The organism is Methylocystis sp. NC52PC (assembly GCF_055698645.1).
Map to the genome: position 1 here is coordinate 930,699 of NZ_CP170127.1, position 20,017 is coordinate 950,715.

Here is a 20,017-nt window from a genome sequence, read left to right on the forward strand (position 1 = left end):
CACGGAGGCGCGTCGCTCCGCCGGGGCGGCGCCAAGCCTGACGACAGCGGGAGCCCTGCGTGTCGAAAGCCGATCTCTTTCTCGACAAGAAACGACGCGGCGAAAAGATCGTCCTCGTCACCGCCTATGACGCGCCGACGGCCCGCATCGAGGTCGAGGCGGGCGTCGACATTATCCTCGTGGGCGACAGCGTCGGGGTGAATGTGCTGGGCTACGCCCATGAGCGCGAGGTGACGCTCGCCGACATGGCCCATCACATCGCCGCCGTCCGCCGGGGCGCGCCCGACGTCTATCTCATCGGCGATCTTCCTTTCGCAACCTACGACACGCCCGAACAGGCGCTTACGAGCTCCCGCCTGCTGCGCGACGCGGGCGCCGACTGCGTCAAGTTCGAGGGCGCGCAGCCCGACGTCGTCGCGGCCTTGACCGCGGCGGGCTTCGACGTCTGCGGCCATCTGGGGCTCGAATCGCAGCATCAGGAGGTGAAGCGCCGGCAGGGCAAAACGGCCGCCGCGGCCGCCAAGCTCTTGGATGACGCCCTTGCCGGAGACGCGGCCGGGCAGAAATTCCTGGTGCTGGAGCTCGTCCCCCGGGAGCTCGCCGCCCGCATTTCGCGCAGCGTGAGAGCGGCGACGATCGGCATCGGCGCGGGGCCCGACGTCGACGGGCAGGTTCTCGTCGTCAACGACCTCGCCGGCGTGACAACGCGTGACTTCAAGCACAACCGGCGCTATGCAGACATTGGCGCGGCGCTGCGCGCGGCGGTCGGCGCCTATGCGGCCGAGGTGCGCGCGGGCGCCTTTCCCGGGCCGGCGCAAAGCTTCCACATGGCCGAGGACGAACGCGCCGCTTTCGAAAGGATGCGCCCGTGACGTCGCTGGATACGCCTGTCGGACTTCTGCTCGTCAATCTGGGCACGCCCGACGCGCCCGATCCCCCTTCGGTGCGCCGCTATCTGGCGCAATTTCTCTCCGATCCGCGCGTCGTCGACCTGCCGCGGCCGCTCTGGCTGCCGATCCTTTACGGAATTGTCCTCAATACGCGGCCGAAGAAATCGGCGCAGGCCTATCAGTCGATCTGGAACCACGACATTGGCGAGGGGCCGCTGAAAACGATCACCCGGCGCCAGGCCGAAAGGCTCGCGGTTCGCAAGTTCGACGGCAAGGCGCCGGTCATCGTCGATTACGCCCTGCGCTACGGATCGCCCTCGATCGCCTCGCAGATCGAGGCGCTCATGGCCAAGGGCTGCGAGCGCATCGCGCTCTTGCCGCTTTATCCCCAATATGCGGCCTCGACCAACGCCTCGGTCGCCGACGCCGCCTTTGCGGCGCTCATGCGGATGCGCCGGCAGCCGGCCCTGCGCATCGGCGCGCCTTATTACGACGATCCCGCTTACATCGACGCCTTGGCGGCAGGCGTCCGGCGCGGTCTCGCGGCGCTCGATTTCGAGCCCGAGGTCGTTCTCGCCTCCTTCCACGGCCTGCCGCAGGCGCAAGTCGATCGCGGCGATCCCTATCGCCAGCATTGCGAGGAGACCTGGCGCCTACTGGGCGCGGCGCTCGGCATGGCGGAAGACAGGTTGCGCCTGTCCTTCCAGTCGCGCTTCGGCCCGGCCAAATGGATCGGGCCCTATACGAGCGACGTCGTCGCCGAGCTGGCGGAGAGCGGCGTCAAGCGCCTGGCGATCGTCGCGCCCGGCTTTTCGGCCGACTGTCTCGAAACCATCGAGGAGCTCGGCGTCGAAATTCGCGAGCTCTTCCTCGAAAAGGGCGGGGAGAAATTCGCCCGCCTGCCCTGCCTCAACGACAGCGACGAAGGCGTCGCGCTCATCGAGACGCTGGCGCGACGCGAGATCGCCGGTTGGGTCTAAATAGCCCTTTTCCCGCCCAAATCCTTGGGCTTGATCGCGCCATGATCCAGTTCCGTCACCTTTTCGCCGCCGCTCTTATCACTCTCTCGAGCCCCGCCGCCGCCCAAGAGGCGCCGCCCGCCACGGGCGGTCAGCTCATCGGCGGGGTTTTCGATGCGCTCGGCATTCGCAAGCCGCCCCCGGCCGCGCCGGACTTCGTGCGCGAGTCCCGCCCCGAGCGAATGGACTACCAGCCCTTTACGCCGAGGCCTGAAAAACGAAAGACGGCCGCCGAGCTGCAGGCGGCGAGTGCTGAGCTCGACCGCGCGGCGGCCGAAAATCGCCGCCGCGCCGCGCGCGTGAAAGTCCCGGACTGAGAGTCAGGCTGAAAAATAGAACCAGGCGACATTCGCCGCGACGACGAGAACGGCGAACATCAGCGAATAAGCGATCCAGATCTTGAACGTCCGCGGCGCGTCGCGCATGTCGCGCCGTCCCTTGACGGCGCGCACATAGACGCCGATGAGGAAGACAGCGACGAAGCAGATGTAGAGTGAAATAAGCGCAGTCAGCTGCGCGCTATAGACCGCAGCCGCCTCGGGCGTCGGCGCGCCGTTGAAGACCGCCGAGACGAGATCGGCGAGCGAGGCGAGCGGCGGCGCCGTCTCAGGGTCGCGGGGAACCATCGACGAGCCCTTTGCGCTGTGCGTCTTCAATGACCGAGGAGGCTTTCATGACACGGCGCGCGTTCGTTCTTCCCTTACTGTTGCTGTCGACCCCCGCCGCCGCCGAGTGGCGACTCGTGGGACAGGACGACTTTTCCAAAGTCTATCTCGACGCAACGTCCCGCGAGACCCTCGCCGACCGATCGGTCAGGGTGCGGGCGCTGACCGATTATGATCCGCAGGCCCGCGAAGCCGCAAGCTTCAAGCTTTCCGAGAAAGGCCTGTCGGAGATCGAGCAAGTGGTTTTCGACTGCGAGAAACATGCTTACCGGTCCGATGGCGGCGACTGGCGCGAAGGCCATATGGCCGCGGGCGCGACGCGGAGCGTCTATCCCGCGACGCAGTCGTGGTCGAAAGTTCCGTCCTTTTACGCCGGTCTTTTCGCGAAAGCCTGCGCCCGCGACTGACGTTGTCAGTCGATGAAAGGACCAACGGCGCCCCGGAGGCTGAAGCCCGCGTCGATCACGTACCAGGCGCCGATCAGCGCCAGGCCGAGATAAGCGAAGCGCCCGGCGTAAGGGATGATGCTGACGAGAAAAACGCCGGGGAGGGCCAGCCACCAGGAGAGCGAAAACCAGCGCATCATGGTCACGACGCTCAAGGGAATGGCCAGGATCGACATCAGCAGAAAGGCCCAGCCGAGCGTCAGGCCGATGGGTTTGAGAAGCGACGGCGGTAATTTATCGAGCATGGCCTTTCCTCTTTTTTTGAAGAGCATAGGCGAGGAGAAGGGCCCGCAAAAGCCGCCGCCGGCGACGGCCTTGGACCGGGCCGTCCCCGCCGTAGCGCCGAATGTTTCCCTGCGCCGCGACGCATTTTTTGCTGCAAAGCAGCGGGCGAGGCCTGCCGTAAAGGTTTAGGCAGTTTTTTCAGCTATCGTGCCGTTCACAAGCCCGTCCTCCTCGGCGCGGGCGCGAGATTCGGTGCGGCGACGATGGACGCAATTCTCCCTCATGCAAACGGCCAGGCCGAGCGTCGGAAGGACCCGGCGCGCGTGAAAATCTCTCTTGCTGGCCGATACATGCTCGTGGGATCGAAAGGCGAATACGAATGCCACACCTATGAGATGTCGGCGGACGAGGCCTCGCTCTTCGCGCCCGTGGTGTCGACGGTCGGCGCAAGAGTCGTCATCTATCTCAGCGAGCTCGGCCGGCTGACGGGCTCCATATCCCGCCTCACCGAGATCGGCTTCGACATGAGCCTGCAATTGACGCCGCGCAAACGCGAGAAACTCGCGGGCCAGCTCGCCTGGCGCGTAAACCGGCACGAGGCCAAGGATCGCCGTCGCCACGAACGCATCACGCCGGAGAATGAGATCAGCATCCTCACCCTGCCGAATGGCGATGAGCATGTCGTGCGGATTCGAAGCCTCTCCACCTCCGGCGTCGCGCTCGACAGCGAACACGATGTGCGCATCGGCGACGAGGTTCTCATCGGCGCCACCGCGGCGAAAGTCGTTCGCGTGCGCGACGGCGAGATCGCCTGCCAATTCCTGCGGCCCCTTACGCATGTGGACCCCGCCACGCGGCTCTGAGCGCGTGGGGTCGCGCAGCGCGGGAAGCGGCTAGCCGGCGGGCCGCGGCGTCATCCATGCGACAATGGCGCCGCCCGGCTCGGCCAGCACCGCCATGCGCCCCACGCCCGGGATGTCGAACGCGTCCTTGCAGATTTTGGCCCCCGCGGCGACGGCCCTGGCCAGACGCGCGTCGACGTCGTCGACGGCGATATAGGTCAGCCAGTGTTCGGGAACGTTCTCGAAAACCGCTTCCTTCATTTCGAACATGCCGCCGACCCGCGCCTCGCCGGACCAGATGATCCAATAGGTCATGTCCGGCATGTGCATCGGCTCGAAACGCCAGCCGAGCGTCTCGGCGTAGAATTTCTGGGCCCGCGCGACGTCGTGGACGCCGAGTTCGCTCCAGCACACGACGCCATGCGGCGCTGGTTGATCAGAGGCCATTCTTCTCTCCTGTGGATCGGGCGGCGAGCCCCCTGCGAATGTCGTGGAAGCCGAGCCGCCAGGCGATCAACCAGTCCACGAGCCGCGCCGGAAGCAAGCCCAGCATGTTTCCGGCGTGCACCGGTATGCGGACGGGGGGCCGCGGCGCCGTCAGCGCGCGCAGCACGGCCTGCGCAACCGTCTCGGGGCCAGGCGCCGCGCGGCCTCCTTCGACCGCCCATTTTTTCACGAGACCCGCCGCGGGCTCGTAAATGGTGCCCTCGAAAGCGCTGACATCGGCGCGATCGGCTTTTTCCCAGATCGGAGTCGCGATCATGCCCGGCTCGATCAGAATGAGATCGATCCCATAGACGGTCAATTCGCGCCGCAAGGCGTCGGACATGCCCTCGAGTCCGAATTTCGAGGCGTTATAGGCGCCCAGAAAAGGCGAGGCGTGTCGCCCGGCGACCGAACTCATATTGACGATGCGGCCGGGCGGGCCGCCCTGCGGCCGGCGCGCGCCCAGGAGCGGCGCAAAGGCCTGTATCACGCGCAATTGACCCGTCAGATTGGTTTCGATCTGGCGACGGAAATCCTCGATGTCGAGATGCAGCAACGGTCCCGGCACGGCGACGCCGGCGTTGTTGACGAGCCCGAAGAGCGTCCCGCCGTCGAGCCATTGCTCGACTTCGCGCGCTGCGGCGGCGACGGCTTCGCCGTCGGTCACGTCGAACAGGAGCGGCGCATAATCGGCGCCGAAACGCGCCTGCAGCCGCGCGGCGTCGGCGTCTTTGCGCACCGAGCCGAAGACAAAGAAGCCGCTTTCGACCAGCAGCGCGACGCAGGCTTCGCCGATCCCCGTCGACGCGCCGGTGACGACGACCGCGCGTTTCCTGCGCTCAGACATGATCTGCTCCCGACAGAGCGAGAAGCCGCGTCAACGCGTCGAGGGTGGACGCGTCCGCGCGGCCGTCGACCCGCGCGCGGCGAAAGTGACGCTGAAAGGCGGAGACGGCGGCGGCGGTGTCCTCGTCATAGACGCCGGTCTCGGTGACCTTGTAGCCGAAAGCCGAAAGCCGGCGTTGAAGATCCGACACGGCTGCGCCCGCCATGTCGAGATCGAGCGCCGGACCCGTATCCGGGGGCATGGGCGCAATGTCGCGGCCGACGCCCGCCGCGGCGAGGGCGTCCCAGGGGAAGAACTCGCCAGGATCGATCTTGCGGCGCGGCGCAATGTCGGAATGCGCGAGAACCCGCTGCGGCGCAATGGCGCGACGCGCGCAAATATCGCGGCAAAGGGCGATGACGGCGTTGATCTGCGGGGTGGGATACGGGTGCGGATCAATGTGGCCGGGGTGAACGATCTCGACGCCGATCGAGGCGGAATTAATGTCCGTTTCGCCGGCCCAGGAGCTGACGCCGGCATGCCAGGCGCGTCGCGCCTCCGGCACGAGCTGCAACACGGCCCCGTCCTCCTCGACGACGTAATGCGCCGAAACCTCGTGAATGGGCGAGCACAAGAGCTCGAGCGCCGACTCAGCGCTCGGCATGCCGGTGTAATGCAGAACCAGCGCGGAGACGGACCGTGCGCGTGGACCGTGATTGGGCGACGGCAGGATTCTCGCGCCGGGGTAATCCGCCGCGAAGGGGCGGACCAATTCGCCCGCCTCCCGCCAGGGCGCGGTGGCGGCGACCCACTCCACCGTGCGCGATTCGGGGTCCGTCGCGCGCAAGACGTCGGTCACCACGCAGGCGCTGTCGGCGCCGGAGGCGAGCGCGAGACAGGCGCGCCCCGGAGTCAACCCGCCGATGGCGACGAGCGGAATCTCGCCGACGCGCCTTTTCCACGCCGCCAGCCGATCGAGCCCTTGCGGCGCGAAATCCATCTTCTTGAGCAGCGTCGGCCAGACCGGACCGAGCGCGACATAATCGGGCGAAAGCGCCAGAGCGCGTTCGAGCTCGGCGTCGTCATGCGTCGAGACGCCCAAGCGCACCCCATGCCGGCGCAGCGCGGCAATGTCGGCCGTATCGAGATCGCCCTGCCCGAGATGAACGAAGTCGCAGCCCTCCTCGATGGCGAGCTCCCAATAGTCATTGACGACGAGCTGCGCTCCCGCCGCCCGGCAGAGATCCCGGGCGCGGGCGATCTCGGCGCGCAATTCGGGTCCCGAACGGTCTTTTACACGCAGTTGCACGAGTTTCACGCCAAGCGGCAGCAGGCGCGTCAGCCAGTCCGATCGATCGACGATAAGATAGAACGGATCGAGGTTCGATACGGTCAACTGCTGCTCCTTCTACGGCAAGCCATAGCAGGCGAAAGGGAATGGAGGCGTTGCGCCGGGCGGCGCATTCAGGCGACGTCCCCAAAGGGCCGGCCGAGCGCCGGCGTCGAGGGCTCAGCCATGTCGCGGGGCGTCATCGGCTTTGCAAGATGCGCCAGACGGCCGGCTTCTACCGCGAGGCCGAACGCCCGCGCCATGGCGACGGGGTCGCCGGCGCGCGAGACGGCGGTGTTGAGCAGCACCGCGTCATAGCCCATCTCCATCACCGCGACGGCGTGGGAGGGCGCGCCAAGTCCGGCGTCGACGATGAGCGGCACGCCCGGGAAATGCGCGCGCAGCGCCCGAAGCGCAAAGGCGTTGTTGACGCCGCGCCCTGAGCCGATCGGCGCCGCCCAGGGCATCAGGACTTCGCAGCCCGCGTCGAGCAACTTCTCGGCGACGACGAGATCGTCGGTCGTATAGGGAAAGACCTTGAAGCCTTCCGCAGACAGCGCCCGCGCCGCCTCGATGAGGCCGAAAACGTCCGGCTGAAGCGTATCTTCCTCGCCGATCACCTCGAGCTTGATCCAGTCGGCCTCGAAGACGTCGCGCGCCATTTGCGCCGTGGCGATCGCCTCGCGCGCCGTCCGGCAGCCCGCCGTGTTGGGCAAGACCCGCACGCCAATCTCTCGGATGAGCCCCCAGAAGCTCTCGCCGGCGCGCGAGCCGCCGGCCTCGCGGCGCAGGGACACGGTGACGATTTCGCACGCCGAGGCGCGAACCGCCTCGGCGAGGATGGCCGGCGACGGATAACGCGCCGTGCCCAGCAACAGCCGCGAGCGCAGCGGCGCCTGATAGAGGGTGAGAGGATCGGCGGCGCCCATGGAAAAAGCCTTCAACCTCCCTGCCGCGGCGTGACGATTTCGACGGCGTCGCCCTCCTGCAGCTGGGTTTTCTCGCGATCCTTGTCGCGCACGAACTCCTGATTGAGCGCCGTGCCGACCTTCTGGTCCTCATAGCCCAATTCGCGCAACAGGGCGTCGAGCGTCGTGGCCGACACGTCACGCGGTCGCCCGTTCACCTGAATCCGCATCCATGACCTCCGGGAAATAGGCTCCGTCGAGAACGACCTCGGCGGCGCGGCGCGCGAGCGCCGGGGCCAGCAGGAACCCATGCCTGTAGAGCCCATTGATATAGATCGTCCGGCCGCGCCGGATAAGGCGCGGAAGATTGTCGGGAAAGGCCGGCCTCACGTCCGAGCCCATTTCGACGATCTCCGCCTCGGCGAAGGCGGGGTGAATGGCGAAGGCCGAATTGACGAGCTCCACCACCGAGCGCGCCGTCACGCGCGCGCGCTCCTCATTCTCGATCATGGTCGCGCCGACCATGAACAGCCCCTCGCCGCGCGGCACGACATAGACAGGTCGGCGCGGATGCAGCATGCGCACCGGGCGCGACAGCGAAATCTCGTCGCTGCGCAGCACCAGCATCTCGCCCTTGACGCCGCGCAAGCCAGGAAGCGCGTCACGCGCCGCGAACCCCCGGCAATCGAGGGTCCAGTCCGGGGGCGACGCAAGGTTTTCAGCCTCGACGCCGAAGCGGGTCTCGACGTCTGGCGTCGCGGCGAGGCGCGACGACAGCGCCTGCATCGCCGCGCGCGGATCGAGATGCGCCTCCTGCGGAAAGAACAGCGCTTGTTCGAAACGGCCGGAAAGGTCTGGCTCGAGCGCCGCGACGCCCCCGGCGTCGAGCCGCTCGAAGCGCGCCGTGCGGCGGGCGAAGTCAGAAAGCTCCGCGCGCTCGCGCGGCGCGGCGATCACGAGACTGCCGGCGACGGTCGCGACGGGAATGTCGCGCGTCCAGAAGCCGAGCGCCTCCTCTCCGAGTTGCGCGACGATGGGCTCGGCGCTTTCCAGCTCGCACCAGGGCGCGATCATGCCGCCGGCGAAGCGCGAACAGCCCTGCCCCGGCGCCTCCTGGCGCTCGACGAGCTCGACCGCGACGCCGCGGCGCGCCAGCGCAAAGGCCGCGCAGAGCCCGGCAACGCCGGCCCCGATCACCCGCGCGCGCATGGCCCGCGCCCCAATTTCGAAAAGCTGGTCACCATCCCTCCGCCAGCATTGGAACTGGATCAGGTTCGAAGGGTCGCCGCGCCCGGCGCCTCATGACGCCCCCGCAGCCTCTCAGCCCCGTGACGGCGCGCAAGCGCCGCCGGGCGGGGCTCCCCCGGCGGGGCGGAGAGTCGCGCGAATGGCCGCTTGCGTCAAGCGACGCCGGCTCGGTCGTCACCGGCGCCCACGGCCCCCTGCGGTCTTGCAAGACTGGCGGGGATGTCCCAAGTTCTGCCCAATGACAAGCGCGCCTCAAGGCAAACCGGCGCGCCCACAGGGGAGTGAAATCAATGTTTTTTGTCACCAAAACGGTGGGGCTGCGGTCCGCCCTGGCGGCGGCGCTCGTCGCCGGCGCGCTCGGCCTCGCCGCTCCGGCGCAGGCGGCCAAGCTCGGCCCTTATTTCCCGATCCCCAACGGCTTCAATCTCACCGGCGTCGCGCGCGACTCGCTGCTGAGCATCCAGTCGAGCTGGCTCAAGAACGGCCTCGATAATCTCGAAAAGGCGAAAAAGGAGGCCGAGGCCGCACACGACGACGCGAAGGTCGCCGATCTCGACAAACAGATCGAGGACGCCAAAGCCGAGATCGCCCTCGCCGGCGACACCACCCCGGGGCCGATTCAAAAAGAGCGCAAGGACAAGCTGCTCACCCACGTCAATCAATGGATCAACGAACTCGATCGCATGGCGACCGAGCAGATGAAGATCGCCATCATGTCGGATGGCGGCGTGGCGATGACGGCCGAGAAGCTCAATCACCAATACTCGACCTTCGCCGACGACCTTCAGAAGGCCAAGCGCGATCAAAGCGTCGAAAACTGGGGCAAGTAAGAGCGGCCCCTCAGGCGAGATCGGCGCGGTTGGAGGCCTTCCGCCTACAGCGGAAAATCCTCGAGCGGCGCCGGCTTTTGTAAATCGGAATGCAGCTGCTCAAGCCGCCGCGCGGCGTCGTCGACGGCGCTCGCAACTTTTTCCTCGAGCGCGGCGACGGCCTTTTTCGTTGCGTCGAGCTCGGCGCGCAACGTTGTCACTTCGCGTTCCATCGCCTCGGCCTTGCCCCGGCAGTCCATGGACTCGTCGGCGATGGCCAGCGCCGCCATGACGACGATGCGCTGCTCGCCGATCTCTTTGAAACTGTCCTTCATATTCAGGATCTTGCCCTCGACGTAGCGCGCGAGCTCCTCGAGCCGCGGCTCCTCGCCATCGTCGCAGGAGAGGCGATAGGCGCGGCCGGCGATATTGACCAGGACGGCGGCCATGGCGCTACTCCTCCCCCCGCGCTGCGACGGCGGTCTCGAGCGCGGCGGCGACCCCCGCACTCGCGTGGTCGAGGCGCCGCAGCACCTCGTCGCGGGTTTTTTCCAAAGCGCTGACGCGGGCGAGCGCGTCGTCGAGTTCGAGCGCGAGGCGCCCCCGGTCGTCCTGCATGATGGCGAGCTCCTCCTCGAGCTCGGCGCTGGAGAGATCGTCCTCGAGCCGCACGGCGACCGTGCGCTCGAGCTGTTCCAGCGCGGCCTTGAGGCGCGCAAGCGCGGCGTCGAGCTTTTCCGCGGACTTTTCTGGATGCGTCATCGCCGGGCGGCGCCCTATTTCTCGCGGCGGAAGAGGTTGCGGCCGGCGCTTGCCGATTCGCCGCAGGACGTTGGTAGCATGAATCGGGCCTTTCCGAAGCCGCCTGGACGGAAGCCGCGGGGAGAAACGCCCCGGGCGCCCGCCTTCGCGGCCCGCGCGCGGCGCGCCGACGCGTTGACAGGGGGACGCGAGGTGCTATCACACGCTCGCCTCGACATCACGGCCCGGCGCGCGGCGCGCAGACGCAGCAGGGCGAGAGCCGCCTTTCTCGCGAAACAGGCGGCGACAAGGAGATTTTCCATATGACCGTCAGAGTGGCCATCAACGGCTTCGGGCGTATCGGCCGCAACATCCTTCGCTACATCGTCGAAACCGGCCGCACGGACCTCGAGGTCGTGGCCATCAACGACCTGGGCTCGGTCGAGACCAACGCCCATCTGTTGCGCTACGATTCGGTCCATGGACGCTTCCCGCACGAGGTGAAGGTCGAGGCCGACACGATCAACGTCGGTCGCGGCCCAATCAAGGTCACCGCCATCAAGAACCCGGCGGAGCTTCCCTATAAGGATCTCAGCGTCGACGTCGCTTTGGAATGCACGGGCCTCTTTACCGCGCGCGACAAGGCGAAGCTGCTGCTCGACGCGGGCGCCAAGCGCGTGCTTGTCTCGGCCCCCGGCGACGGCGCGGATCTCACGGTCGTCTACGGCGTCAACCACGACAAGTTGACGAAGGACCATCTGATCGTCTCCAACGCCTCCTGCACGACGAATTGTCTCGCGCCGGTGGCGAAGGTGCTGAACGACGCGATCGGCATCGAGAAGGGGATCATGACGACGATCCACTCCTACACGGGCGACCAGCCGACGCTCGACACCTTCCACAAGGACCTCTACCGCGCCCGCGCCGCCGCGCTGTCGATGATCCCGACCTCGACGGGCGCCGCCAAGGCCGTCGGCCTCGTCCTGCCGGAGCTCAACGGCAAGCTCGACGGCTTCGCGATTCGCGTGCCGACGCCGAACGTCTCCGCCGTGGACCTGAAGTTCATCGCCAAGCGGCCGACGACCAAGGACGAGATCCACGCGGCGATCATCGCCGCCGCCGACGGTCCGATGAAGGGCGTGCTCGCCTATACGACGGAAAAGCTCGTCTCGATCGACTTCAACCACAACCCGGCCTCGTCGACGTTCCACCTCGACCAGACCAAGGTGATGGACGGCAATCTCGTCTCCATCCTCTCCTGGTACGACAATGAATGGGGCTTCTCCGGCCGCATGACGGATACAGCGGCGCTGATCGGGTCGCTGATCTGAAGCGCTCCTGACGACGACCTTTGACGCGGGCCGTTTTCGGCCCGCGTCGCTTTTGTAAACGACGATTGTGGAGCCCGCAGATGACCGCCTTCCGCACCCTCGATGACGTCGACGTCAAAGGCAAACGCGTGCTCCTGCGCGTCGATCTCAATGTTCCGATGGAGGAAGGCCGGGTCACCGACGCAACCCGCATCGAGCGCATCCTGCCGACGATCAATGAGATCGCCGAGAAGGGCGGCAAGGTCGTGCTGCTCTCGCATTTCGGCCGGCCCAAGGGGCAGCGCGTCGATGAGGAGTCGCTGCGCCACACGCTCCCCACGCTCGAACATTATCTCAAGCGCAAGGTGACGTTCGCCGACGATTGCGTGGGCGCGCCCGCCGAGGCCGTCGTCGCCGGCCTGAAGGACGGCGAGGTCGCGCTCCTCGAAAATACCCGCTTCCACAAGGGCGAGGAAAAGAACGATCCCGCCTTCGCCGATGACGTAGCGAAACTCGGCGACATTTTCGTCAACGACGCCTTCTCGGCGGCGCATCGCGCCCACGCCACGACCGAGGGGCTGGCGCATAAACTTCCCGCCATCGCCGGCCGCACCATGCAGGCGGAACTGGAGGCGCTTTCATCGGCGCTGACCAGCCCGGCGCGCCCGGTGATGGCGATCGTCGGCGGCGCCAAGGTTTCGACCAAACTGGAATTGCTCGGCAATCTCGTCGCCAAGGTCGACTATCTCGTCATCGGCGGCGGCATGGCCAACACCTTCCTCGCCGCGCAAGGCAAGGCGGTCGGCAAATCGCTCTGCGAGCACGACCTCGCCGCGACGGCGCGCGACATTCTCGAGAAAGCCAAAGCCGCCAATTGCACGGTGGTTCTCCCCGTCGACGCCACCGTCGCCAAGAAATTCGAGGCGCATGCGCCGTCGCATATCGTCTCGGTCGACCATGTCGCGCAGGACGACATGATTCTCGACGTGGGGCCGAAGTCGGTCGCCCATGTCGAATCGCTTCTCGCCAAATGCAAGACGCTCGTCTGGAACGGCCCCTTCGGCGCCTTCGAACTGCCGCCCTTCGAAGAGGGCACGAGCGCCGTCGCCCAAACGGCGGCGCGATTGACCGTCGAAGGCAAGCTGTTGTCGATCGCCGGCGGCGGCGACACGGTGGCGGCGCTCAATCAGGCCCATGCCGCTCAGGAATTTTCTTACGTGTCCACGGCCGGCGGCGCCTTCCTCGAGTGGCTCGAAGGCAAGACCCTGCCCGGGGTCGCGGCGCTGCAGGCCTAGCGCGAAGTTATTTGTTGAGTCATTGGCCCGTTTGGCGGCGCGTGAATGCGCCGTTGACGGCGCCGGGCGCGGCGCGTTACCAGAGAGACGAGTAAAAACCGCGTTAAGGCGTCGGAAGAATGCCGAGAAAGAGCGTTGCAAAATTCGGGATCGGGCAAGTCGTGAAGCATCGACGCTACCCCTTCCGCGGCGTCATCTATGACGTCGACCCGGTGTTCGCCAATACCGAGGAGTGGTGGCTCTCGATTCCCGAAGAGCTGCGGCCAAGCAAGGACCAGCCCTTCTACCATCTCTTCGCCGAGAACGCCGAAACCGAATATGTGGCCTATGTCTCGGAGCAGAATCTCCTGCCCGACACCTCCGGCGACCCCGTCCGCCATCCCCAGGTCGAGGAGACGTTCGAGCGCGACGACGACGGCGTCTATCGGATGCGCGCGCCCAAGCGGCATTGAGAGATCGGACGCCGAGCCGCGCCCTAACCCGCATTGCTGACGACCTCATCCGGCAAGTCGCGAAGGCTTCCGGACCCACCGCGCTTCTTTGCGCCGACGACGTTTGACAGCGCAGCGAAGACGTCCGGGCGACGCGTGCGCCCGCCGCCAGACGCGATGCAAAAAAAACGCCCGCGTTGGGGACGCGGGCGTTTTCCTTTTCTAAGCCGTCCTTACTTCTTTTCGGCGGAGCCCTTGGCCTCGAGCTTCTTGCGCTCTTCTTCGGCCTTCTTCTGCAACTCTTCCTGAAGCTTCTTCTGCTGCTCCTCGAGCACCTTCGGGTCGATCGCCGGGCCGTCGAAGGCCTTTCCGAAATTGGCCAGAGGCAGGTAGAAGGTCACTTCGGCGTTGGCCTGGTTCTTGACCACGATCATCATCTTCTCGGCCTTCTTCATGCCGTCGATGACCGTCTTCTTGACCTTGGCCTCAGCAAAGCAGCCGTTCGGGAAGCAGATCTCGAAGGCGCCGGATTCGACCGGTCCCTTGTCGATCGCGAAGCGAAAGCCCGGCTTCAACATGAGCCCCGGCGGCAGCAGCAGGCGGATGATCTTGGTGTCGTCCGCCTTGGGATCGTAGACGGCGAGGGCGAGCAGCGGCTGCGGGGCGTCGCCTTCCTTGGCGGCCGCGCCGAAATCGCGGGTCGTGTAGCAGATTTCCTTCTTCGTCGCCTGGTCCGTGCCGCAGACCTTGGTCCAGTCGGGCTGGACCGCCTGCAGATTGGCGGCGATCGGACCCGCTGGCTGCGCCGGCTGCTGCTGGGCGGGCGCGCCGCCGGGGGCCGGAGCCTGCTGGGCCTGCGCGGAGAAGCCGGCGAGCAGCAAGGCTCCCGCCAACGCAACCGCGGCGGACCGCGGGAAGAGGATCGACATGAGGAAGTCCCTTTCGCTTGTCTGCTAGCCGGCGCTGTTCCGGCGTCAGCAAATTATCGTTGTCTCGTCGTCGCGGGGGCGCCGCACGCGCGGGCGCAAAAACTGGCGCCGTGAAAACCCTTGCCCTACCGCGCCTCGACCGCGGCGCGACGTCGCGCCTTGGTCGACGGCAAAGCTCTTTACAGCGTCACGGCGACGATTTCCAGCGGGTCCGAAGGGCGTTGCGTCCCTTTGGACGGCCGGACATCCTTAAAATTTGCCAAATGCGGCGGAATGAAGCCCGCCCGCGGGCTTCAAGCCGCCACATGTTCGACTATGGTCGGGCTATGACGTCTCATACGATTCGCGGCCACGGCGTCTTCGGCCGGCCCGGCCGCGCCCTCGCGGCCGCCCTCCTGATCGTCGCCGCGACCGCGCCAGCCGGAGCCGCGGAGCCGACGCATGCGCTCTCCGTGCATGGCGCGCCGGCGCTGCCGGCGAACTTCGACCACTTCCCCTACGCCGACCCGCAGGCGAAGAAAGGCGGCCGGCTGCGCGTCGGGCTGCCGGGAACCTTCGACAGCCTCAACCCCTTCAACGTCAAATCCGGCACGGCGGCGCAGGGGCTCGTCGGCAATGTGTTTCAAAGCCTGATGGCGCGCTCGCAGGACGAGCCCTTCACGCTCTATCCGCTGATCGCGCGGTCGGTCGAGATCGATCCCGCCCGCACGCATGTGACGTTCCATCTCGATCCGCGCGCGCATTTCTCGGACGGCGCTCCGATCACCTCGGAGGACGTGCTGTTCTCGTTCAACCTCCTGAAATCGAAGGGCCGTCCGCAGCAGCGGATCGCCTATGGGCTCGTAAAATCCATCGAGGCGCCCGACGCTCACACGGTGCGTTATGACCTGACCGGCGTCGATGACCGCGAACTGCCGCTCATTCTGGCCATTATGCCGATCTTGCCCAAACATGCGACCAAGGCCGACACCTTCACGGACGCGACGCTCGCAAAGCCGATCGGCTCCGGTCCCTATGTCGTCGAAGACGCCCAGCCCGGCGCGCGCGTGCTGTTGCGCCGCGATCCCAACTACTGGGGCACCGACGCGCCGAGCCAGCGCGGCCTCTACAATTTCGACGAGATCGACATCCAGTATTTCCGCGACGGCAATTCGCTGTTCGAGGCGTTCAAGGCCGGCCTGATCGATTATCGCGACGAGACGAGCACGACGCGCTGGTCGACCTCCTACGACTTTCCAGCGCTGCGCGACGGGCGCGTCGTGAAGGAATCGCTCAAGAACGACAATCCCAAGGGCTTGAACGGCTTCGTCTTCAATACGCGGCGGCCGCTCTTTGCCGACGTCAGGCTGCGCGAGGCGCTCGGCATGATGTTCGATTTCGAGTGGGTCAACGCCAATTACTATTCGGGCCTCTATACCCGCACGAAGAGCTTCTTCGACGAATCGGAGCTGTCGTCGTCGGGCCGTCCCGCGAACGCCAAGGAGCGGGCCTTGCTCGCGCCCTATCCCGACGCCGTGCGCGCCGACATTCTCGAAGGCAAATGGCGGCCGCCGGTGAGCGACGGCACCGGGCGCGACCGCGAGATGGCGCGGCGCGCCCTCGATCTGCTGGCGGCCGCCGGCTATCGCTTGGAGGACGGAAAACTCGCAAAGGACGGCGCGCCCGTCTCCTTCGAGATCATGGTGAAAGATCGCGATCAGGAGCGACTGGCGCTGAGCTACGCGTCGACGCTCGCTCGCATCGGCGTCGAGGCGCGCGTGCGTCTCGTCGACGAAGTGCAATATCAGCGGCGGCGCCAGAAATTCGATTTCGACATGATGATCGGCCAATATGTCGCCTCGGCCTCGCCGGGCAACGAGCAGCGCATGCGCTGGGGTTCGTCGAGCGCGACGCAGGAAGCCTCCTTCAATCTCGCCGGCGCCGCCTCGCCCGCGATCGACGGGCTCATCGCGGCAGTGCTCGCCGCCAAAAGCGACGAGGATTTCGTCGCCGCCGTGCGCGCCTATGACCGCGTGCTGCTGTCGGGCTTTTACGTGGCGCCGCTGTTCCACGCTTCCGAGCAATGGATCGCCCACTCCGCCGACCTGACGCGGCCCGATCGCCTGCCGCGCTACGGCTCGCCGATCTTCGGGCCGACGCTGGAGAGCTGGTGGCGGAAAACTCCATGATCGGGGGCGACGCAGCGCAAGATTGCGGCGCATGCGCCGGCGCACATTGGCGGCGGCGCGGCGGCGCAATGATCCCGCCTACACGGGCCACGCGCCTGCCTTGCCGCTCAGCCGGAGGACTTGAATGGGCTTTCCGCTTTTCATCATTGGCGCGGTCGCGGTCGGCCTTCTGATTCTCGACCATAATCTGAACCTCGGCCTCGCATTCCTGCATAATCCGCTGTTCTGGTTCGCCTATGTCGCGCTGCTCGCGCTCGCGACCATGGTGCGTTTCGTGCGGCAGCAGAGCGTGCTCGTCGTCGAGCGGCTCGGACGCTACAACCGCACGCTCACCGCGGGCGTCAATTTCGTCTATCCCATCGTCGAACGCGTGGCTTATGTCTTCGATCTGCGCGAGCAGGTGATCGACGTGCCGGCGCAGGACGCCATCACCAAGGACAACGCGACCGTCACCATCGACGGCATCCTTTATTACAAAATCATCAACGCCAAGGACGCCGCATATGGCGCCGAGGACATTCAGCGCGCGATCGTCAATCTCGCGCAGACCTCCATGCGCTCCGCCATCGGCTCGATGGAGCTCGACAAGACTTTCGAAAACAGAAGCGAGATCAACGAGCGCGTGGTCCGCGCCGTCTCCGACGCCGCGCAGCTCTGGGGCGCTTATGTGACGCGCTATGAAATCAAGGACATCAAGATGCCGGAGTCGCTGCGCCAGTCGATGGAGCGGCAGATGAAGGCCGAGCGCGACAAGCGCGCCGCCGTGCTCGAATCCGAGGGCGTGAAGCAATCCGAGATCAACCGCGCCGAGGGCGAGAAACAGGCGGCGATCCTGCGCGCCGAAGGTCAGGCGAAGGCGATCGAACTGGTGCGCCAGCAGATCACGCAGGTCGGCGGCGATCAGGCGGTGCAGCTCGAAGTCGCGAAATCCGCGATCGAACAGTATGGTCGTCTCGCCAAGGCCGGCAATGCGCTGGTGCTGATGGGCGATGGCGCGGATCCCGCCGGCTGGATCGCCCGGGCGATGGCCGTGCTGAAGACGGTCAACGCCGGGACGACGACGGCGCCAAAGAGCCGTGCGCAGCCATGGGACAATCAGGAGTGACGGCAATCGACATCGACGCGAGCCTCCTTGCCGACCCGGCCACGCTGAGCCTGATCGCGGGCCTCGCGCTGCTCGCTTTCGATATCCTCGTGGTCGGCCTGTCCCCGATCATGTTCGTCGCCGTCGGCGCGCTCGTCACGAGCGCGACGCTCTTTGCGACGGGCGCCCGGCCGGGACTCCTGGAAACCGCCGCCATCGCGTCGGTGCTGAGCCTCCTCATTGCGCTCCTTGGCCGCAAGCCGTTGCAACGCTTTCAGGCCGCCGACGTGCAGGAAGACCAGAGCAGCGACCTCATCGGCCGCGACCTGGTGACGACGCATGAGGTGACGAAGGCGACGGGCCGCGTCCATTGGTCGGGGCTCGACTGGGAGGCGCGGCTTTCAGCTGACGCCGCCGTCGATCGTCTCATGCCCGGCGTCCGCGCGCGCGTCGTGCGCGTCGACAATCTGGTGCTGGTGCTGGCGCCGATCGCGTGAGAAAAAAAGCCCCTTGATCATGCCCGTTCGTCGTCTCGATCCCATCCTCGTCGATCGCATCGCCGCCGGCGAGGTGGTGGAGCGGCCGGCCTCGGCGGTGAAGGAGCTCGTCGAGAACGCGCTCGACGCCGGCGCGACGCGCATCGACGTCGCGATCGAGGACGGCGGCCGCACGCTCATTCGCGTCATCGACGACGGCTGCGGCATGGACGAACACGATCTCGCGCTTGCCGTCGAGCGGCACGCGACCTCGAAGATCCCCGACGGCGACCTCACCCATATTGCGACGCTCGGCTTTCGCGGCGAGGCGCTCCCCTCCATCGCCGCGGTGGCGGATCTTTCGATCGACACGCGCGCCAGGGAGGCGCCGCATGGCTTTTCGATCCGCATCGAGGCCGGCGAAAAGCGCGGCCTGTCGCCCTCGAGCTGGCCGCGCGGCACGCGGATCGAAGCGCGCGCGCTGTTCGCGGCGACGCCGGCGCGGCTCAAATTCTTAAAGACCGAGCGCACCGAGACGGCCGCCGTCGTCGATGTCGTCAAGCGCCTCGCCATGGCGCATCCCGACGTGCGCTTCTCGCTCTCGACCGACAGCGGCCCGCTCTTCGACTATCCCGCCTGCGGCGCCGATGGGGCGCGGCGCATCGCGCAGGCGCTGGGCGACGAGTTTCGCGCCAACGCCTTCGAGATTGACGCGGAACGTTCAGGCGTGCGCCTTTCGGGCCTCGCCGGTCTGCCGACCTACAATCGCGGCAACGCCCAGGCGCAATATGTCTATGTCAACGGCCGCCCCGTGCGCGACAAGCTCTTTTCCGGCGCCATCCGCGCCGCTTATCTCGATTTCTTGAGCGCCGACCGCCATCCGGTCGCCGTGCTGTTCATCGACTGCGATCCGCGCATCGTCGACGTGAATGTCCATCCCGCCAAGGCCGAAGTGCGCTTTTCCGATCCGGGCCTGGTGCGCGGCCTCGTGGTGGGCGCGTTGAAACAGGCGCTCGCCGAGAAGAGCCATCGCAGCGCCACGAGCGGCGCGCAGGCGGCGATCGACATGCTGACGCGCTCGGGCGCCGCGAGCGGCTTCGCGGCCTTTCGATCCCCGGCGCCGGCCAATTGGGACGTCGCCCGGTCGCCCTATGCGCCCGCAGGCTTTGCCGAGACGCGGCAACAGGCGTTCTCGACTGGCGCGCCTTCGGCGGACGCCCGCCCCCACGAGGGGTTCGCCGACGCCACGGCGGAGGACGCCCCGCTCGGCGCGGCGCGCGCGCAGCTGCACGAAACCTATATCATCGCGCAGACCCTCGACGGGCTCGTCATCGTCGACCAGCATGCGGCGCATGAGCGGCTCGTCTATGAAAAGCTCAAAAAACAGCGCGCCGAGGCGGGCGTGGAGCGGCAACTGCTGCTCATCCCCGTCGTCGTCGATCTCGACGAGACGCGCATGAACGCGCTTGCCGGCGCTTTCGAGGAGCTTGCGGCGCTGGGCCTGACGCTCGAACCTTTCGGCCCCGGCGCCGTGCTGGCCCGCGAAACGCCGGCGGTCCTCGGCGAGGTGGACGCCAAGCGGCTCGTCGAGGATATCGCCGACCTTCTGTCTGAGGCCGGCGACGCGCGCGCCCTGTCGCGCCGGCTCGACCATGTGCTCGCGACCTGCGCCTGCCATCATTCCGTGCGCGCAGGACGCCGCCTCAGCGCGCCGGAGATGAATGCGCTCTTGCGCGAGATGGAGACGACGCCGGGCGCGGCGCAATGCAATCACGGACGGCCGACCTATGTGGAGCTGAAGCTTTCGGACATCGAAAAGCTCTTTGGCCGAAAGTGAGGCGAAGAGCTTGAGCGCCGCGCGGCGCTTTCTATGTAAGAGAGCGGTCGAT

The 20,017-nt window shown here is 66.7% G+C and carries 24 protein-coding genes; 13 read left to right on the plus strand and 11 right to left on the minus strand.

Translation table 11 applies throughout. The annotated features are described in order from the left end of the window. The first annotated feature begins 59 nt into the window (after window positions 1-59). From panB to ACETII_RS06330, 3 genes are read left to right on the plus strand one after another with little or no spacing between them, the layout of a single operon-like run. Window positions 60-872: a 3-methyl-2-oxobutanoate hydroxymethyltransferase gene (gene panB, locus ACETII_RS06320; protein WP_472787505.1), complete on the plus strand. Its 813-nt coding sequence runs from the start codon at window positions 60-62 to the stop codon at window positions 870-872. Beyond that, window positions 869-1,870 carry a ferrochelatase gene (hemH, locus tag ACETII_RS06325; protein WP_472787506.1) on the plus strand — a complete coding sequence of 334 codons (1,002 nt, stop codon included), beginning with the start codon at window positions 869-871 and terminating at the stop codon, window positions 1,868-1,870. Before panB ends, hemH begins: the two co-directional genes overlap by 4 nt. Before the next feature lie 41 nt (window positions 1,871-1,911). Further along, complete coding sequence (locus ACETII_RS06330) at window positions 1,912-2,226, plus strand: hypothetical protein (RefSeq protein WP_363350035.1); 315 nt, start codon at window positions 1,912-1,914, stop codon at window positions 2,224-2,226. A gap of 3 nt (window positions 2,227-2,229) precedes the next feature. Here ACETII_RS06330 and ACETII_RS06335 read toward each other — a convergent pair whose 3' ends face one another. Continuing rightward, window positions 2,230-2,535 carry a hypothetical protein gene (locus tag ACETII_RS06335; RefSeq protein WP_472787507.1) on the minus strand — a complete coding sequence of 102 codons (306 nt, stop codon included), beginning with the start codon at window positions 2,533-2,535 and terminating at the stop codon, window positions 2,230-2,232. A gap of 47 nt (window positions 2,536-2,582) precedes the next feature. Between ACETII_RS06335 and ACETII_RS06340 the strand changes: the two genes are divergently transcribed. Beyond that, window positions 2,583-2,981, plus strand: a complete 399-nt coding sequence (locus tag ACETII_RS06340; RefSeq protein ID WP_363350037.1) for a surface-adhesin E family protein — start codon at window positions 2,583-2,585, stop codon at window positions 2,979-2,981. A 5-nt stretch (window positions 2,982-2,986) separates the two neighbouring features. Here ACETII_RS06340 and ACETII_RS06345 read toward each other — a convergent pair whose 3' ends face one another. Further along, a complete protein-coding gene (locus ACETII_RS06345) occupies window positions 2,987-3,265 on the minus strand; it encodes a hypothetical protein (RefSeq protein WP_472787508.1) in 279 nt (92 codons plus the stop codon). 243 nt (window positions 3,266-3,508) lie between these two features. Here ACETII_RS06345 and ACETII_RS06350 point away from each other — a divergent pair, with 243 nt between their 5' ends. Further along, entirely contained in the window at window positions 3,509-4,108 is a 600-nt protein-coding gene (locus ACETII_RS06350) for a PilZ domain-containing protein (RefSeq protein ID WP_472787509.1), read from the plus strand. 30 nt (window positions 4,109-4,138) lie between these two features. On the opposite strand, the gene ACETII_RS06355 is transcribed toward ACETII_RS06350, so the two are convergent. From ACETII_RS06355 to ACETII_RS06380, 6 genes are all read right to left on the minus strand, one after another. Beyond that, the gene (locus ACETII_RS06355) at window positions 4,139-4,534 is read right to left on the minus strand and encodes a VOC family protein (RefSeq protein ID WP_472787510.1); all 396 of its coding nucleotides are present in this window, start codon (window positions 4,532-4,534) and stop codon (window positions 4,139-4,141) included. Further along, window positions 4,524-5,420 (minus strand): SDR family NAD(P)-dependent oxidoreductase, encoded by an 897-nt coding sequence (locus ACETII_RS06360; RefSeq protein ID WP_363350041.1) that lies wholly within the window; start codon window positions 5,418-5,420, stop codon window positions 4,524-4,526. Before ACETII_RS06360 ends, ACETII_RS06355 begins: the two co-directional genes overlap by 11 nt. Further along, window positions 5,413-6,795: a thiamine phosphate synthase gene (locus ACETII_RS06365; RefSeq protein WP_363350042.1), complete on the minus strand. Its 1,383-nt coding sequence runs from the start codon at window positions 6,793-6,795 to the stop codon at window positions 5,413-5,415. The genes ACETII_RS06360 and ACETII_RS06365 overlap by 8 nt, the downstream gene beginning before the upstream one ends. Before the next feature lie 68 nt (window positions 6,796-6,863). Next, entirely contained in the window at window positions 6,864-7,658 is a 795-nt protein-coding gene (locus ACETII_RS06370) for a thiazole synthase (protein WP_472787511.1), read from the minus strand. Between the two features lie 11 nt (window positions 7,659-7,669). Beyond that, complete coding sequence (thiS, locus tag ACETII_RS06375; RefSeq protein WP_363350044.1) at window positions 7,670-7,867, minus strand: sulfur carrier protein ThiS; 198 nt, start codon at window positions 7,865-7,867, stop codon at window positions 7,670-7,672. Next, window positions 7,836-8,846, minus strand: coding sequence for an FAD-dependent oxidoreductase (locus ACETII_RS06380; protein ID WP_472787512.1), 1,011 nt, complete (start codon window positions 8,844-8,846; stop codon window positions 7,836-7,838). Before ACETII_RS06380 ends, thiS begins: the two co-directional genes overlap by 32 nt. A gap of 329 nt (window positions 8,847-9,175) precedes the next feature. Between ACETII_RS06380 and ACETII_RS06385 the strand changes: the two genes are divergently transcribed. Then, window positions 9,176-9,715, plus strand: coding sequence for a hypothetical protein (locus ACETII_RS06385; protein WP_363350046.1), 540 nt, complete (start codon window positions 9,176-9,178; stop codon window positions 9,713-9,715). A 44-nt stretch (window positions 9,716-9,759) separates the two neighbouring features. Here the strand turns inward: ACETII_RS06385 and ACETII_RS06390 are convergent, their stop codons facing one another. Next, window positions 9,760-10,143, minus strand: coding sequence for a cell division protein ZapA (locus ACETII_RS06390; protein ID WP_363350047.1), 384 nt, complete (start codon window positions 10,141-10,143; stop codon window positions 9,760-9,762). Between the two features lie 4 nt (window positions 10,144-10,147). Continuing rightward, window positions 10,148-10,456, minus strand: a complete 309-nt coding sequence (locus tag ACETII_RS06395) for a DUF4164 family protein (RefSeq protein ID WP_472787513.1) — start codon at window positions 10,454-10,456, stop codon at window positions 10,148-10,150. A gap of 302 nt (window positions 10,457-10,758) precedes the next feature. Between ACETII_RS06395 and gap the strand changes: the two genes are divergently transcribed. The 3 genes from gap to hspQ all read left to right on the plus strand — a co-directional run bounded on the left by gap (window position 10,759) and on the right by hspQ (window position 13,492). After that, entirely contained in the window at window positions 10,759-11,766 is a 1,008-nt protein-coding gene (gap, locus tag ACETII_RS06400; RefSeq protein WP_472787514.1) for a type I glyceraldehyde-3-phosphate dehydrogenase, read from the plus strand. A gap of 80 nt (window positions 11,767-11,846) precedes the next feature. Continuing rightward, window positions 11,847-13,040, plus strand: a complete 1,194-nt coding sequence (locus ACETII_RS06405; RefSeq protein ID WP_472787515.1) for a phosphoglycerate kinase — start codon at window positions 11,847-11,849, stop codon at window positions 13,038-13,040. A 119-nt stretch (window positions 13,041-13,159) separates the two neighbouring features. After that, window positions 13,160-13,492, plus strand: coding sequence for a heat shock protein HspQ (hspQ, locus tag ACETII_RS06410; RefSeq protein ID WP_363350051.1), 333 nt, complete (start codon window positions 13,160-13,162; stop codon window positions 13,490-13,492). A 212-nt stretch (window positions 13,493-13,704) separates the two neighbouring features. Here the strand turns inward: hspQ and ACETII_RS06415 are convergent, their stop codons facing one another. After that, the gene (locus ACETII_RS06415) at window positions 13,705-14,400 is read right to left on the minus strand and encodes an invasion associated locus B family protein (protein ID WP_363350052.1); all 696 of its coding nucleotides are present in this window, start codon (window positions 14,398-14,400) and stop codon (window positions 13,705-13,707) included. Window positions 14,401-14,726: 326 nt separating this feature from the next. On the opposite strand from ACETII_RS06415, the gene ACETII_RS06420 reads away from it, so the two are divergent. From ACETII_RS06420 to mutL, 4 genes are all read left to right on the plus strand, one after another. Beyond that, entirely contained in the window at window positions 14,727-16,568 is a 1,842-nt protein-coding gene (locus tag ACETII_RS06420) for an extracellular solute-binding protein (protein WP_472787516.1), read from the plus strand. A 124-nt stretch (window positions 16,569-16,692) separates the two neighbouring features. Next, window positions 16,693-17,673, plus strand: a complete 981-nt coding sequence (locus ACETII_RS06425; RefSeq protein WP_363350054.1) for an SPFH domain-containing protein — start codon at window positions 16,693-16,695, stop codon at window positions 17,671-17,673. After that, window positions 17,655-18,149 carry an NfeD family protein gene (locus ACETII_RS06430; RefSeq protein ID WP_472787517.1) on the plus strand — a complete coding sequence of 165 codons (495 nt, stop codon included), beginning with the start codon at window positions 17,655-17,657 and terminating at the stop codon, window positions 18,147-18,149. Before ACETII_RS06425 ends, ACETII_RS06430 begins: the two co-directional genes overlap by 19 nt. Before the next feature lie 19 nt (window positions 18,150-18,168). After that, window positions 18,169-19,965: a DNA mismatch repair endonuclease MutL gene (mutL, locus tag ACETII_RS06435; RefSeq protein WP_472787518.1), complete on the plus strand. Its 1,797-nt coding sequence runs from the start codon at window positions 18,169-18,171 to the stop codon at window positions 19,963-19,965. The last annotated feature ends 52 nt before the right edge of the window (window positions 19,966-20,017 follow it).